The 15,432-nt window shown below is 34.8% G+C and carries 13 protein-coding genes; 8 read left to right on the top strand and 5 right to left on the bottom strand.

Annotation, left to right across the window (positions count from 1 at the left end):
• The first annotated feature begins 3 nt into the window (after nt 1-3).
• The 5 genes from QW128_07690 (at nt 4) to QW128_07670 (ending at nt 3,473) form a co-directional block, all read left to right on the top strand.
• Entirely contained in the window at nt 4-795 is a 792-nt protein-coding gene (locus tag QW128_07690; protein ID MEM3833448.1) for a [LysW]-aminoadipate/[LysW]-glutamate kinase, read from the top strand.
• On the top strand, nt 773-1,210 hold the full coding sequence (lysM, locus tag QW128_07685; GenBank protein ID MEM3833447.1) for an HTH-type transcriptional regulator LysM: 438 nt from the start codon (nt 773-775) through the stop codon (nt 1,208-1,210). Before QW128_07690 ends, lysM begins: the two co-directional genes overlap by 23 nt.
• Nucleotides 1,211-1,309: 99 nt before the next feature.
• Nucleotides 1,310-1,474 (top strand): sulfonate ABC transporter, encoded by a 165-nt coding sequence (locus QW128_07680; GenBank protein ID MEM3833446.1) that lies wholly within the window; start codon nt 1,310-1,312, stop codon nt 1,472-1,474.
• Nucleotides 1,471-2,319, top strand: a complete 849-nt coding sequence (gene lysX, locus QW128_07675) for a lysine biosynthesis protein LysX (GenBank protein MEM3833445.1) — start codon at nt 1,471-1,473, stop codon at nt 2,317-2,319. The genes QW128_07680 and lysX (QW128_07675) overlap by 4 nt, the downstream gene beginning before the upstream one ends.
• Nucleotides 2,316-3,473 (top strand): aspartate aminotransferase family protein, encoded by a 1,158-nt coding sequence (locus QW128_07670; protein MEM3833444.1) that lies wholly within the window; start codon nt 2,316-2,318, stop codon nt 3,471-3,473. Before lysX (QW128_07675) ends, QW128_07670 begins: the two co-directional genes overlap by 4 nt.
• Here the strand turns inward: QW128_07670 and QW128_07665 are convergent, their stop codons facing one another.
• Both QW128_07665 and cas6 read right to left on the bottom strand, forming a co-directional pair.
• Entirely contained in the window at nt 3,474-4,976 is a 1,503-nt protein-coding gene (locus QW128_07665; protein ID MEM3833443.1) for a gamma-glutamyltransferase family protein, read from the bottom strand.
• A 77-nt stretch (nt 4,977-5,053) separates the two neighbouring features.
• Nucleotides 5,054-5,956 carry a CRISPR-associated endoribonuclease Cas6 gene (gene cas6, locus QW128_07660; GenBank protein ID MEM3833442.1) on the bottom strand — a complete coding sequence of 301 codons (903 nt, stop codon included), beginning with the start codon at nt 5,954-5,956 and terminating at the stop codon, nt 5,054-5,056.
• A 79-nt stretch (nt 5,957-6,035) separates the two neighbouring features.
• Here cas6 and QW128_07655 point away from each other — a divergent pair, with 79 nt between their 5' ends.
• A complete protein-coding gene (locus QW128_07655) occupies nt 6,036-6,827 on the top strand; it encodes a metallophosphoesterase (GenBank protein ID MEM3833441.1) in 792 nt (263 codons plus the stop codon).
• A gap of 170 nt (nt 6,828-6,997) precedes the next feature.
• Here the strand turns inward: QW128_07655 and QW128_07650 are convergent, their stop codons facing one another.
• The 3 genes from QW128_07650 to carA all read right to left on the bottom strand — a co-directional run bounded on the left by QW128_07650 (nt 6,998) and on the right by carA (nt 14,135).
• Nucleotides 6,998-9,487 carry a sugar phosphate nucleotidyltransferase gene (locus QW128_07650; GenBank protein MEM3833440.1) on the bottom strand — a complete coding sequence of 830 codons (2,490 nt, stop codon included), beginning with the start codon at nt 9,485-9,487 and terminating at the stop codon, nt 6,998-7,000.
• Nucleotides 9,488-9,745: 258 nt separating this feature from the next.
• A complete protein-coding gene (gene carB / locus QW128_07645; GenBank protein ID MEM3833439.1) occupies nt 9,746-12,997 on the bottom strand; it encodes a carbamoyl-phosphate synthase (glutamine-hydrolyzing) large subunit in 3,252 nt (1,083 codons plus the stop codon).
• A complete protein-coding gene (carA, locus tag QW128_07640) occupies nt 12,990-14,135 on the bottom strand; it encodes a glutamine-hydrolyzing carbamoyl-phosphate synthase small subunit (GenBank protein ID MEM3833438.1) in 1,146 nt (381 codons plus the stop codon). The genes carB and carA overlap by 8 nt, the downstream gene beginning before the upstream one ends.
• A gap of 223 nt (nt 14,136-14,358) precedes the next feature.
• Here carA and lysW/argW point away from each other — a divergent pair, with 223 nt between their 5' ends.
• Nucleotides 14,359-14,538, top strand: coding sequence for an alpha-aminoadipate/glutamate carrier protein LysW/ArgW (lysW/argW, locus tag QW128_07635; protein MEM3833437.1), 180 nt, complete (start codon nt 14,359-14,361; stop codon nt 14,536-14,538).
• Between the two features lie 15 nt (nt 14,539-14,553).
• Nucleotides 14,554-15,411 (top strand): lysine biosynthesis protein LysX, encoded by an 858-nt coding sequence (gene lysX, locus QW128_07630; GenBank protein ID MEM3833436.1) that lies wholly within the window; start codon nt 14,554-14,556, stop codon nt 15,409-15,411.
• The last annotated feature ends 21 nt before the right edge of the window (nt 15,412-15,432 follow it).

Raw genomic sequence — 15,432 nt, 5'->3', positions numbered from 1 at the left:
ACAATGGTTATTGTTGTGAAAGTTGGCGGTAGGGTTATTAAAAATAATTTGGATAAGTTGGTTAAGAGTATTGTATCTTATCAGGGAAAACTAATTCTTGTTCATGGTGGTGGAGATCAAGTGACTGAGTATAGTAAAAGGATGAGTATTGAACCTAAATTTATTATGTCACCTGAAGGTGTTGTGAGTCGTTATACGTCTCGTGAGGAGTTAGATGTTTATGTTATGGTGATGAGTTTAATAAACAAAATGATTACGTCAATGTTAATTGGTTTTGGTAAAAAGGTTATAGGTGTTACTGGTGTTGATGGTCCTCTTTTCACTGCTGTTCGAAAGAAAAAGGTTATAATTATTGATGAGCGTGGGCGTAAGCGAGCCATCGATGGTGGCTATACTGGGAAGATCAATGATGTGAATTTCAGTTTACTTAATGCTTTACTTAGTCTTGTTGATGTTGTTGTGATCTCTCCAGTGGCTATAGATGTTTCTGAACGTGTTCCTCTTAACGTTGATGGTGATCAAGTAGCAAAAGTTATAGCTATAAGCGGTAAGGTTGAAAAGCTGATTTTTCTTACTGACGTTGATGGTGTGATTTTTAACAATAAAATAGTGAAGCACTTTTCTGCTAATGAAGCAATAGAAATGGCCTCTAAGATTAGTCCTGGCATGAATAGAAAACTTCTTATGGGGTCTGAAGCTGTTAATGCTGGGGTGCGTAAGGTGGTAATATCGTCTGGTTTAGTGGATGATCCTATAAATAATGCATTAAATGATGGGGGGACTGTTATTGAATAAGGTTGATGAGAAGGATTTGAGAATACTTAGTATTTTGAGAAAGAATGTGCGAACACCATATACTGTGATAGCAAGAGAGCTAAATGTGAGCGAAGCTGCTGTAAGAAAGAGAGTAGAAAAGTTAATACGAATGGGTGTAATAAAAAGATTTACGATCGATTATGAGCTAAAGAATGAGGTAAGGGCAGTTGTGATGGTGAAAACAACACCTCCAATAAGTACACCAGAGGTTTCGAAGAAGATCATAGCTATTGATGGTGTAGAGACAGTTTATGAAACTACTGGAGATTATGACATATTAGTTATAATAAGAGGAAACAACATTACAATGGTCAATAAAAGCATCGATGCTATAAGAAGTATTGAGGGAGTTTCTGGTACGAACAGTATAATTGTTTTAAGAACGTGGTTGTAACATGTACATGCGGGATTATTTTTATTTCGAACAATTTTTAATAAAAATCCTTTTATTTATCGTACCAAAATATATTAGAGCTCGGAGGTGACAACGGCAATGATCACTCGATGCCCATTATGTGGTGGAAATGTAAAAGTTCCAGATGATGCATTACCAGGAGAAATCATAGAACACAGTTGTGGTGCAGTATTAGAAGTGCATGTAAATGATGGTGGTCTTGTACTGAAGCTAGCAGAGATTGGAGAGGATTGGGGAGAGTGAAATTAGGAATAGCATACGACTTTTTACGATGGGAAGAAAATGATATAATCAATGAAGCAAAAAATCGGCAAATTAAGATCACACCAATTTATCTAAAAGATTTTTTTGTTAATATAAATGATGGATTAAACTTAGATATTAATGCTGTGATTCAAAGAGGAGTTAGCCATAGCAGAGCGTACACTTCTACTATTCTTTTTGAATCAAAATTATTGTTTGTTGTTAATCCATCCCGTGTACTAGAAGTATGTGAGAACAAAATATACACTACTGCAATATTAGCTAAAAATAATATACCTGTGCCTAGAACTGGAATAGCTTATAATAGGGATGAAGCTATAAAATTGGCTCAAAAGATTGGATATCCTGTTGTTATTAAGCCGGTTAATGGCAGTTGGGGTCGGATGGTTGCGAAAGCTGATGACGAGAATTCATTAAAAAGTCTTTTAGAATACCAGGAATATTCAAACGCATTGTTTAAAAATATCTTTTACATCCAAGAATATGTGAGAAAACCTAATAGGGATATAAGGATTTTTGTAATTGGTGATGAAGTTCCTGTGGGTATATACAGGGTTAATGAAAAGGATTGGAGAACAAATACTGCGCTGGGCGCAAGGGCAGAGCCATTAAAGATTGATGATAAATTAATCGATTTATCTTTGAAAGTTAAAGAAAGTGTGGGTGGTCTATTTTTGGGTATTGATATTTTCGAAGACCCATCACGAGGATATTTAGTTGATGAAGTTAATGGAATTCCCGAGTATAAAAATACTGTACGCGTAACCGGGTTCAACGTTTCTGGTAAACTGTTAGAAAAAATAGTAGAGGCTGTTAAACGTTGAAATTAATTAGTTTTTTTGGTAATAGAGGACTTAAAATTGTTAAGGGTAAGGATCAGTACGTATGGGATGAAAATGGTGTCAAATATCTTGATTTACATACTGGGCATGGTGTGGCTTTTCTTGGTCATAGGAATAAAGTTGTTATTGAATATTTAAGTAGACAAATGAACGAAATAATGACTTTGTCTACAGCTTTCTCATCATCAATACGTGATGAAATGTTAAATGAACTTGAATACGTGAAACCTGATGACCTTAATAATGTTTTTCTTTTAAATAGTGGTAGTGAAGCTATAGAATTGGCAGTGAAAATTGCTAAAAAGGTCACAAAAAGAAAGAAATTTGTTGCTTTTAAAAATTCTTTTCACGGCAGGACTTTTGCAGCTTTATCCCTTACATGGAATAAAAAGTATAGAGAACCTTTCGAACCCCTTATGAGTGATGTTATATTTGCTGAATTCAATAATATTGAATCATTAAAGGTTGTGAACGATACTGTTGCAGGAATAATAGTCGAACCAGTCCAAGGTGAAGGAGGCGTTATACCCGCACAGCCAGATTTTATGAAAGCTTTGAGGGATATTGCTGATGATACTGGTAGTATTCTTATAGTAGATGAAATTCAGAGTGGATTTGGAAGGACTGGAAAAATATGGGCGCATCAACATTTTAATACAAAACCAGATATAATGGCTGCTGGTAAGGCCATTGGCGGAGGTTTTCCAGTGAGTGCAGTATTCATGCCAGATTGGATTGCCAGTAAGCTGGATGAAGGTGATCACGGCAGTACATACGGTGGAAATCCTCTTGCTATGGCTGCTGTTACTGCATCAGTAAGAGTTTTAAAAAGCGATAATGTAACTAATAATGTTAGAGAGAAGGGAAAGGATTTTATTAATCTACTTAAGGTTAATTTAAAAGATTTTGATATTGTGCGTGATATTAGAGGAATTGGATTTATGATAGGAATCGATATGCGTACAAACCCATCAAGTATCATAAAGACACTTCAAGAGGAAAAGATCTTATCGCTTAAAGCTGGAGTAACTACTGTTAGATTTTTACCACCATACATGATAACATACGATGATATAAGAAACACCATCGACATACTAAGAAAAATACTGCAAAAAATTGAGGTGAAAGTTACATGATTATATTGCCATAGCGACTCCTTCACTTCTTGGATCAGATGTGGCAGCGTACATCCCTTGTGTATATTCGATTACGTTTGCTATCCCTACACTGCTACTGTAATATGGTAATGTTTCTATTTTTATCTCATTACTTTTTGGTAATGATAACCTTCCTTCAATAATTGCAGTAAAGTGTTTATTCCACTCAGTTAACATAAACCTTGGTGCGTCTACAGCTTTGGAAATTTTCATGTTATAGCTAATAATATTTTCAAGTATTTCAGAATGAATTTGAGGTCGTAAATCTCCACCTGCACATCCAATAATAAGTTTTCGTTCACCTTTTTCTGCTAGAAGTATTGAAAGTGTATGGAGGGGTCTTCTGCCTTTACCTGGTCTATTTGGAGATGAGAGGGATTTAGCGAATCCTACACCTCTATTTTGAAACGGTATTCCTTTAACTACTATTCCTGACCCAAATGGGTAAAAGAGACTTTGAATGAATCCTACCATGTTACCAAACCTATCAGCAACTGCAAAGAATGTTGTATCGGCATCTTTTAGTATATTACCTTGTTTCTTTTGTATTCTGTTTCTTAGATAATTTTTAGAGAGAAGTTTCTCGACAGGTATTTGGAAAAATCTTGGATCTCCTAAAAACGTATCGCGATCTTCATACGCTAATCCTGCGATTTTTAATTGCAATGCAATTCTTTGTGTATCGTTAAAATCTAACTTATCAACATTAGATTCTTCTATCATAGACAGAATTTCAAGTGTTGTAATGCCTTGGGTATTGGGTGGTAATTCATAAACGTCATAATTTCTATATTCTGATCTTAACGGTCTGACTTGTTCGCCTTTATAAACTCTCAAATCTCTAATGTCTATCGGCACATCCTGTGCTCTTAAACCACTAATTAATTCTCCTGCAAGTTCTCCTTTGTAAAATTCTTCAGGTCCAAATTTACCTATTTTTTTCAATACCTCACCTAGATCTTTTTGTATGAACCAATCACCAGATTTTAGATTTCCGTACAATCTATTCCAACCTTGATAAGCGGCAAGAGTATTTTTCGAAGCTTCCGTAGCGCGCGCCAATTCATCACTAACTGGGAATCCGTTAACTGCTAACGATATTGCTTGTGAAAGTAGTTCTTCAAGACCTTTTGTGCAATACTTGTCATAAATCCATCGCCATAAGTCTACTAAGCCTGGTATTGTAATGGTTAGTGGTCCACGTATTGGTTTAATGTTTATGTATTCCTTTTCATCGAACCCTGAAGGAGCAGGACCTGAACCATTATAACCTATAATACTATCCGGTGTTATTGCGAGTATAAAACCATCACCGCCTAATCCACCAGTGTGAGGAATTACTACTGAAAGAACTGAACTTATTGTAATTGCCGCATCGAATGCGTTTCCTCCGTTCTCAAGTATTTTAATCCCAGCCATTGATGCATGATAATTTTGTGACACAACAATTCCGTTCTTACCATAGACCGTAAAACCTGGCATTGAATATCATAGTATTATAGTTTTACTACATATTTAACTTATTGCATGTTAGTTATAACGACTTTTATTAGATTATTTTAACCTATATTTTTTATGATTTCTTCTTGTTGTTCGCTCTGTGTTTCATGTATGATTTTTCCTGGTCTCACTTTTATCATGCCTAGTCCCATTTCTTTTCCTTTACCAACACCGATAAATTCTGCATATGCTAAGAGTCTTGCTATAACGTTTCTTGTTTTGAGGTTGAGTCTTTCATCAACTTTATATACACACCAACCTATGAACCCTCGTATCACGTGTTTATGGCTGTTATCTCGTATCACAATTGTTACTGGGTTTAAATGATATCCAGCTTCATGTATGTAGCTGTATGATATTTTACTTATATTCTCCACATCGATTTTCATTTCATTTGGAACATGTTTATTCCAGTGTGATGTGATGCTTGATATTAGGGTATGAGAAAGCGGAAATAGTCTTAACCATGATTTTGTGGTGGGCATTGGTATTTTGATTACAAATTGCGTTGGTGTTATGAAGTCTACCCTGAAATCACCTGTAATATTTATTAACAATTCATTGATATTGACGCTTTTAACTTGCGATGCTGCCAAGAGGATGTCAGTATTATAAAGTGAAATGCGCCAACTGCTTGATATATTTTTTGCAAGAAAGTCTTGTAATTCGTTAATAGGATTTTTAGATAAAAATGATACATGAAAGACATATTTTTTATTCTCATATAGTGAAACTAACGATGATTTTTTTCGTGGATTCTGAAATTTATATATGGGCTTATTATTACTCATGATAGGTGATACTGTTAAGTTGCTTAATGCATTGTTAGTAATAATATCTAAAATTGTAGTTTCATAATTCTGTACATTTTTAAGTATGAGTTTCGATACTGTTGATGTAAAACCATCTATGGTAATAGTGGATTCGGGTATAAATTCTAATGTTATACGTGTCATATACATCTCATTATCACACCATGTATCATTAGATAATTATACATACAGAAATAAATAGCTGCCTATTTTTTATTTATTGAGAGAAATGGTTTTTAATAATTTAGATGATCTCATACATGAATCAATACAACGTTTTATGGATGAACCTAGTTTAATAGAGACTACTGCTAAATCTGCGCTCTTTGTAGGTGATACGCATGGCGCTGTAGATGTTACACAGAAAGTTCTTCGGGAGTATCGGGGTGTTGTTGATTTAATAGTATTTCTTGGCGATTATGTGGATAGAAGTGATACAGGACTTGATAATCTTGGACTTATACTGACAGCCAAACTAAGAGATCCAGAACACATTATAGTGTTGCGTGGTAATCATGAAAGCCCGATTACTAATTATTACTATGGATTTTATGAGGAAATTTTGGCAAAACTAGGTTCTGGATTTTATAATCAGTTTGTAGAATTATTCTCTGTGATGCCATATTCTATAAAGGTGAACGGTGTATTAGGATTACATGGTGGTATTCCTCGTGATGTAGAGGATCTTTCTAGAATTACAGAAATACAAAAAGGTGATGAAGAACCAAGGGATCCTATAGCATTTCAGATTCTCTGGAATGATCCTAGTCCAGATATTAGAGGCTTTGAGCCTAGTCCGCGAGGCTCAGGCATCTATCTCTTTGGAATGGATGTTGCTGAAAAGTTTTTAAAGAAAAATGAACTGTATATGCTAGTTAGAGGGCATGAAGTTTGTCCTGAGGGTTATAGAATTGATTTTAATGGATTAGTAATAACAGTATTTTCAAGTCGATATCATGGTGGATATGCAGGAGCATTATTAGTAAAGGATAATAATGAACTAAGATTTTTAACACTCTAATATAATTTCTATTAGCTAAACGTGACTAAGTGCGCTACTCCGCGACTGAAGTCATGAGTTTCCAGCGTTTAGGATGAGCTTCATGTTCATTCCCTCATCTGCTGATTTGCGTAGCTCATAACTTTATAATCCCAGGGTAATGAGCTCTATGGGTTATGTTTATACGTGTGTCATTCTCTTATGTATTGTTGTATATCATTCTTTATTTTTTCAAGTAATGTCTTTGCATATTCTCGTTCTTTTGCGTCAGCATATACTTTTATTATCGATTCATCTAACGATGGGACGATGAACACCCATCCGTTTTCAAATTTTATTCTTAATCCTCTCATGAGATCTGTCATATTGTTCATGTAATTGTAATATAGTTTCTCTAAAATTGAACCTCTTAAGTTTGCTGGACAATACAATTCATCACTGATTAATTGTATTGATGGTAACGAATCAACGATTTCTGACAATTTGATTCTGTGTTCAGCCATATAACTAATTATATGAAGAAGTGAGCTTATTGCATCAAAGCCTAGTATGGTATTACTAGTAATGTATCCGCCATCCTCATCACCAGCCCATTGTGCGTTGTTATTTTTTATTGCTAAGCCTAATGAGTAAGATGAAGTATCAGTTCTTATTAAAGAAATATTGTATTTGTCTGCAAACTCATCGATACCGCTAGATACACTCATTGGAATGGCAAATTTAGTTATATTAAAGTCGGGGGCAATCATTATCATTAACATAAGACTCTGTAACCCGCTTAAGGTTCTTCCTTTTTCATCGACAATCAATAACCTTTCACCGCTTTGATCAATTATAAATCCAGCCTTGGCTTCCGTTGATTGCACAACTTTATGCATAAAAGAACTTAGTTCACTTCTCTTCTCACTAATTCTATAACTGATTTCAGGTGCTAAGTTTATTAAAATTGTATCTATACCCGATTTGCTAAGAAGCTGCGGTAGGATAAGGGAAGCTGTGCCTTGGCCCAAATCAATAACTACTTTTTCATGCCATTTACGCAAGGATGAAGTATCGATAGATTTATAAATATAATCTTCATAAGGTTCATAAACTCGAGATGGATAATATATATCACCAACCATATTGTAATCTACTCTTCTGTAATCTTCTCTGTAAACCAGATTCTCTATCTTTCTTTCCACAGTTGGATTAATATTAAGTCCATTTGAATCATAGATCTCAATGCGCATGATATCTGGTAATGTGTTATGCATCCTAATATGAACACCATATTCTGATGAAGACTGTACAACGAAAAGTCTAGTAATCGGGGATGGCACAGCTCTTAAATTATATACATTAATGCCTGCGGATAGCAGACCTGCAATAAAAGCTCTTTTAAGCATTCTTGATGCTTTCATCATGTCCCTGCTTGTCGTGACCACAGAACCTGGTTTTACTATAGTAGCTAATGCGGCACCTATTTTTGATGCAAGCTCGGGTGTCATTTCTATGTTAGCCACACCATTAATACCATACATACCGAACAACTTTTTAACACTTTTAATGCCCGCAGTTATATCCGAACTAATAACAAGGCCTGATTCGACATTCTTCTTTGGCCAAATTTTAACACTAGACTTTATTATTACATCATTACCTATTACACACTCATCACCAATTACGGATCCTTCATAGGCATATACACCTGACTTCATAGTGACACGCTCTCCAACTATTGATCCGTTCAATTGAGAACGTGAACCAATAAAACTCCCATTCCATATAATACTGTGCTCTATCTTTGTACTTCTTTCTATGATCACGTCATCACCAATTACCACGTATGGTCCTATAACTGTGTTTTCTTTAATCGTTACGTTAGATCCTATTAGAACAGGTCCTATTATTGTTGCTGTTGAATCTATCGAACATTCACTTCCAATGTATATCTTATCATCAAAAGGCTTAGATACTACTCTAATTCCTTTTAAATTATCTAACAATTCTTCATGAGCTTTTCTATATTGCTCAGTGTTTCCAATATCCTTCCAGTATCCATTATGAATGTAACCATACACTGGATAATCTCTTTTAAGCAAAAGAGGTATCAAATCACGACTGAAATCAAACTCCGATCCTTTGGGAATTAGCTCTAATATTTCTGGCTCTATTATATATACACCTGCATTTACAGTATTAGAGAATACTTCACCCCATCCTGGTTTCTCAACAAATTTTTTTAACCTCCCTTCATGATCAAGCAATGCCACACCAAATTCTAATGGATTCTCGACAGTAATCAAAGCCATCGTAAAAACTGAACCCTTACTTCTATGAAAATTAAGCATGCTGCTCAAATCAATATCGGAAAGCAGATCACCACTAACCACTATTAACGTGTCATCTAATTCATCAAATATAACCCTCACACCACCAGCCGTACCCAAAGGTCTATCTTCAATCGAATATTTTAAACGTACATTCCACCTAGAACCATCATCAAAATATCCAGTAACAACAACAGGAAGATAATGTAAAGTAACATAAATGTCCCTCAAATTGGATTCATATAAACGCTCAATAGTATATTCCATTAAAGGCTTATTAAAGAATGGTACCATAGGTTTAGGCCTATTAATTGTCAATGGCCTAAGCCTGGTACCCTCACCACCAGCCATTATTACAGCTTTAGTCATATATATAAATTGTAATTAAAAGTTTAAATATTTATTTTCTGTCCTCCTTTACTCTAAAGAACTGGTTCTCTTTAAGCATTTTCACTGGTCAGTGTACCTTTCTCATTGCTTGAAGGGCTTTATGACACACTCTGCTCTTCTTGTCCAATAAATTTATTTATGTTTATTTTAATTTTTAGTATTGCCTGATGATGAGCCTGTCTCACGTGTCTGAGTTGATGACGTTTCCTGGGAGAGCTGAAGGTGCTGTCTTTTTTATTAATTCTTAATTAAATTTGTTAGTTGGTTTTTTGATGCTAGCCATTTGAGACCTTCTATAAATGCCTCTGCTGTAGCAATGTTCGTTATGACAGGTATTCCCAGTTCGATTGCGCGTCTTCTTATTATGTGTTCATCTTCTAGCATTACTGAGTATTTCTCAAGTGATAATGAGCTTGGTATATTGATTACTAAATCTATTAATCTCTCTTTGAGGTATTCGCTGATGTTAGGGTGTCTCGCTTTTTCGTGAAATTTGTAAACAATTTTTATGTTATCTATTCCATGCTCCATAAGGTATTCTGCAGTGTGTTCTGTTGCAATAATGTTATAACCCATTTTCTTTAATTCAAGAGCTATTTTAAGGATTTTTTCTTTTAATTCTTTATCACCTACAGATACAAATATGTTTCCTCCGAGTTTTGGCATCTTATATTCTGCTGCTATTAATGCTTTAGTCAGCGCTTCGTGGAAATCATCTCCGAAACATGCGACTTCTCCTGTGGATTGCATTTCTACACTAAGAATAGGATCAGTGCCATCTAGCTGCATAAACGAGAATTGTGGAACTTTCACGCTAAATCTTGTCTTTGTTTTCATATTGATGCTGTTGGGCAATTTTTTCTCAACTAATACATGTGCTGCCAGCTTCATGAGATTAATATCAGTGGTTTTTGATACGAACGGCATTGAGCGCGAGGCTCTTAGGTTGCATTCTATAACGTATACGTCATCGTTTTTGGCAAGATATTGAATGTTGAATGGCCCTTTTATATTTAAAGCTTTAGCTATTTTTATTGTGTATTCGATGATTTTCTCTCTTATTTTTTGTGTAATTCTTATTGGTGGTATGACCATTATTGCATCTCCTGAATGTACACCGGCTGGTTCAACGTGTTCTATTATTGATCCTATCACTATGTTCTCTCCGTCAGATACTCCGTCGACTTCAATTTCCATTGAATTTGTAAAGAATTTGCTGATAATTACTGGATGTTCATGACTTATTTTTGTTGCTTCTAGTATGTACTGTTTGAGTTGTGTTGGTGTCCATACAACTTTCATTGCAGCTCCGCTAAGTACGTAAGATGGTCTTACGAGTATTGGATAACCTACTTTCTGTGCGAAATATTGTGCTTCTTCTAGAGTTGTAAATTCTTTCCATGGTGGTTGTTTAATATTTAGTACGTCTAATAGTTGGCTAAATTTTGCTCTATCCTCAGCTTTATCAATATTGTTACTATCTGTTCCGAGGATTCTTGCTCCCCATTTTGCTAGTTTTGGTGCTAAATTGTTAGCTGTTTGTCCTCCAACATTTACCACAATTCCATCTGGTTTTTCTTTTTCGTAGATGTCGAAGACTCTTTCTAACGTTAGTTCTTCAAAATAAAGTTTGTCACTCATATCATAATCGGTTGATACTGTTTCAGGATTGCAATTTATGACTATAGTTTCATCAAATCCTTCAGCTTTTAATGCCCATACCATGTTCATTGTACACCAATCAAATTCTACAGAACTCCCTATTCTATAGGGTCCTGCACCAAGAACTATGACTTTGCGTTTGCTTGAAATAAAGTCAGTATCATCAAAGTCTCCATTATATGTGATGTATAAGTAATTTGTTTTTGCTGGCCATTCTGCAGCTAGAGTATCAATCTGTTTTACGACAGGATTGATATTAAGTTTTTTCCTAAGATTTCTGATACTTTCTTCGCTTGAACCTAGGCATTTTGCAATTTGTTTATCAGAAAAACCTAATTGTTTTGCTTTTTTAATTATGTGGTACAGTGTTTTTTCATCTACGTTGTTTATTTTTTCTTTTAAAGAAAGAAGTTCTTTTTCCATGTCTACTATGTTTTTTATTTTATTAATAAACCATGGATCAATTTCAGATAGCTTAGAGATTTCCTCTATACTTAACCCTTTTTTAAGTGCTCTGACAATGTAAAGGAGTATTTCATCTGTAGGGTTAGTAAGCATTTCTTTAATTCTTTCCAATGATGCTTCGTCATCATTATAGTTTGCCACTAATCCATCTAATCCTATATCGAGCATTCTTACAGCTTTTTGTAGCGCTTCTTCGAACCTTCTTCCGATAGCCATTACCTCACCTACTGATTTCATTTGTGTTCTCAATTTTCTATCAACTCTCGGAAATTTCTTAAAATCCCATCTAGGAATTTTTATGACAATATAGTCAAGTGCTGGTTCAAAAGCTGCTGTTGTAATTCCAGTTACATTGTTTATTAATTCCGGTAGTGTATAACCTAAGGCTAGTTTTGCTGCTATGTATGCTAAAGGATATCCAGTAGCTTTAGATGCTAATGCTGATGATCTGGACATTCTTGGGTTAACTTCGATCACATAATATTTGTTAGTGTTAGGGTCTAAGGCAAATTGTACATTACATTCTCCAACAACATTTAGTGCTCTGGCCGCTTTAATAGCTGCGCTACGCAAAATATGATATTCTCTATTGTTTAATGTTTGTGATGGAGCTACAACTATGTTATCACCTGTGTGAACGCGCATTCCTAATACATTTTCCATGTTACAAACTACTATACAGTTATCTTCATAATCCCTCATCACTTCGTATTCTATTTGTTTAAGTCCCCCTAAATATTCTTCTATTAGAACTTCTTTTATTAAACTATGAGCTAATCCTTTTTCAACAATGTTTATGAGCTCTTCTTCATTTTTGGCAACACCACCACCTTTTCCTCCGAGCGTGAAGGCAACTCTTATTATCACAGGATAACCAATTTCTTTTGCAGCAATTTTTGCCTCCTCTAGTGAGTGAGCACTTTTACTTCTTGGTACTGGTAATCCTGCTTCTATCATAACTTTCTTAAAACGTTCTCTATCACTAGCATTCTCAATAGTTTCTATGGAGGTGCCAAGTACTTTTACATTGTAATTATCTAAAATGCCCATTTTAGCGAGTTTAATACCACAATTTAAAGCTGTTTGACCACCAAACGTTAAAATTATACTGTCTGGACGTTCTTTTTTAATGGCTTCTTCTACATATTCTGGTGTTACTGGTAGGAAATAGATCTTGTCGGCCATGTTTTCATCAGTTTGTATGGTTGCTATGTTTGGATTTACTAGTATTGTCTTTATACCTTCCTCTCTTAATGCTTTGAGACATTGACTACCAGAATAATCAAATTCTCCTGCTTCACCGATTTTAATTGCTCCACTTCCGAGTACTAATACTTTTCTTATGTTTGTTTTTTTAGGCATACATTCTCACCATGTTATGTTTACGTATTTTTTCTCTGAAAATATCAAAGACAAAGAGTGTATCATACGGCCCTGGTGATGCCTCCGGATGGAATTGGACTGCTAGAATTGGTTTATTTTTATGTTTTATGCCCTCAACTGTCTTATCATCAGCGTTTATCCACCAAACTTCTAAGTCAGTATTTTTTAATGAATCGGGATCGACTGCAAAACCATGATTCTGACTAGTAACATAGCTTTTTCTAGTTGAGAGGTCTATTGAAGGTTTGTTTTGACCTCTGTGACCATACTTTAATTTAAAGGTATTAGCGCCCATTCCCAATGCGAGTATTTGGTTACCAAGGCATATACCTATGATGGGGACATTTGCATCTATAAGTTGACGAGTTAGTTCTATGGTTTCAGTAAAGTTTTTAGGATTACCCGGACCATTGCTCAAAACTATACCTCTTGGGTTATAAGCGAAAACTTCATCAACGCTGGCGTTGTAAGGTAATCTGATTATACGAAATCCCTTTTCTATTAAATTTCTTATTATACTGGCTTTGATTCCGCAATCAATAAGTACGATGTTTTCATTTCCATTGCCATAAATGATTGGTTTCTTAGTTGAGACTTCATGAGCAAAATTTATCTCATCATAACGCTTTGTATTCTTCAATTCATTAATTAAACTATCAATCGATATGTCGTCTTGTGAAACCTCTAATATTCCCATCATAACCCCTTTAGATCTTAATCTTTTTGTTAATTCTCTTGTATCAATACCTTGTATACCTGGCACTTTCTCTTCATACAACCATTCATGAAGTGATTTCTCAGATAAAACATGACTTGGAGTGTTGCACGCTTCATAAACAGCTAGTCCATTAACTTGAATCTTTTCTGACTCGAAATGTAACGGTAAACCCCACGAATCTTTTATATTATAAATAGGAACACCATAATTACCTATTAAAGGATAAGTCATAACGAGTATCTGTCCACGGTATGATGGATCAGTTAATGCTTCTGTATATCCAGTCATTCCTGTATTGAATACTACTTCACCGATAACACGTTTTGGATATCCGAAACCTTTACCTATCCATATACTACCATCTTCAAGTACTAGTACAGCATTTAGTGATTCTGCCATTAATCTCTATCCTTTAAAGGATATATTTTATTTAAACATATTCGAATATTTTAATAACTTTTCGAAACAAGAATAACATTGCTGCTGAACACAATAAAACTGGACAAAATGAGAATCGTGAAAATTCTGTTCTAATTATAACGTTTTTTACGAAAAGTTTAACGAATGTATCATAAAAATTATATTTGACAATATTTCATATACAAATACATAGGTGAATGACGTGGCGCTAAAAACAACATGCCAGGAGTGTGGAGGAGTAATTGAAGTACCTGACGATGTAATAATAGGAGAGATTGTATCGTGCCCAGATTGTGGAATTGATTATGAGGTTAGTCAAATTAATAATGGCAGTATTCAATTAAAAATAGCAGAGGATATAGGAGAAGATTGGGGAGAATAGGGAGCGATATACTAGTTGGCACGTTTAATAATATTGTACGACAGAGTTAGATGGGAAGAAAAGCAAATAGCAGAGGAAGCTAAGGCTCTAGGTGCTGCAGTAACTATGATAGATGTTAGGTCATTACCATTAGAAATCACATCCAATATTATTAAAGAGAAATTTGATGGTATTGTTCTACAAAGATGTATAAGTCACACACGTGGAATTTATTATACTGCAATACTTGAAGAACATAGTGTTAATGTTATTAATAGCTTTTTTACTACGATGATTACAAGCAATAAACTTTTTACAACATTAAAGTTAATTAAGAATAATGTACCTACACCCAGGACTGGTGTGGCTTTCTCATACGATGCAGCTTTAAGAATTGCAAGTGATATAGGATATCCTGTTGTTATAAAACCAATTTTAGGTAGTTGGGGAAGATTAGTAAATAAAGCGAGAGATCAGGATGAACTTTCGTCACTTCTTGAAGCAAGAGAGTTATTACCTGATCCTTTGTATCAAGTTTACTATCTTCAAGAATATATAAAAAGGCCTTCAAGAGATATAAGGAGCATAGTGGTTGGTGATGAGATTGTTGCAGTAACTTATAGGTATCAACCTGAAAATGATTGGAGAACAAATGTTGCAAGAGGAGGAACTGTTGAAAAAGCATATCTTTCTAAAGATGAACGTGAAATTATTCTTCGAGCAGCTATGGCAGTTGGCGGAGGCATTCTTGGTATTGACGCTATGGAAAGCAATAAAGGCATCCTAGTTCACGAAATTAATGGAACAGTAGAGTTTAGAGGTGCTGCATCAGTATGGGGAAATATAATACCCAGATCAATAGCTGAGTATGCCATAAAGATAGCTAAGAAGTAAAAAGACAAGATATATGAGATG

It is taken from the genome of Thermoprotei archaeon (genome assembly GCA_038881895.1).
GTDB lineage: Archaea > Thermoproteota > Thermoprotei > Gearchaeales > WAQG01 > JAVZOV01.
The sequence above is the reverse complement of the archived record's forward strand: the minus strand, read 5'-3'. Positions and strand labels throughout refer to the sequence as shown.

What these genes read in the sequence shown, in the direction of transcription:
- QW128_07665 (MEM3833443.1), bottom strand. Translation starts at nt 4,976, where the DNA reads ATGCCAGGTTTTACGGTCTATGGTAAGAACGGAATTGTTGTGTCACAA.
- lysM (MEM3833447.1), top strand. Translation starts at nt 773, where the DNA reads ATGGGGGGACTGTTATTGAATAAGGTTGATGAGAAGGATTTGAGAATA.
- QW128_07650 (MEM3833440.1), bottom strand. Translation starts at nt 9,487, where the DNA reads ATGACTAAAGCTGTAATAATGGCTGGTGGTGAGGGTACCAGGCTTAGG.
- QW128_07680 (MEM3833446.1), top strand. Translation starts at nt 1,310, where the DNA reads ATGATCACTCGATGCCCATTATGTGGTGGAAATGTAAAAGTTCCAGAT.
- QW128_07655 (MEM3833441.1), top strand. Translation starts at nt 6,036, where the DNA reads ATGGTTTTTAATAATTTAGATGATCTCATACATGAATCAATACAACGT.
- carA (MEM3833438.1), bottom strand. Translation starts at nt 14,135, where the DNA reads ATGGCAGAATCACTAAATGCTGTACTAGTACTTGAAGATGGTAGTATA.
- cas6 (MEM3833442.1), bottom strand. Translation starts at nt 5,956, where the DNA reads ATGTATATGACACGTATAACATTAGAATTTATACCCGAATCCACTATT.
- QW128_07690 (MEM3833448.1), top strand. Translation starts at nt 4, where the DNA reads ATGGTTATTGTTGTGAAAGTTGGCGGTAGGGTTATTAAAAATAATTTG.
- carB (MEM3833439.1), bottom strand. Translation starts at nt 12,997, where the DNA reads ATGCCTAAAAAAACAAACATAAGAAAAGTATTAGTACTCGGAAGTGGA.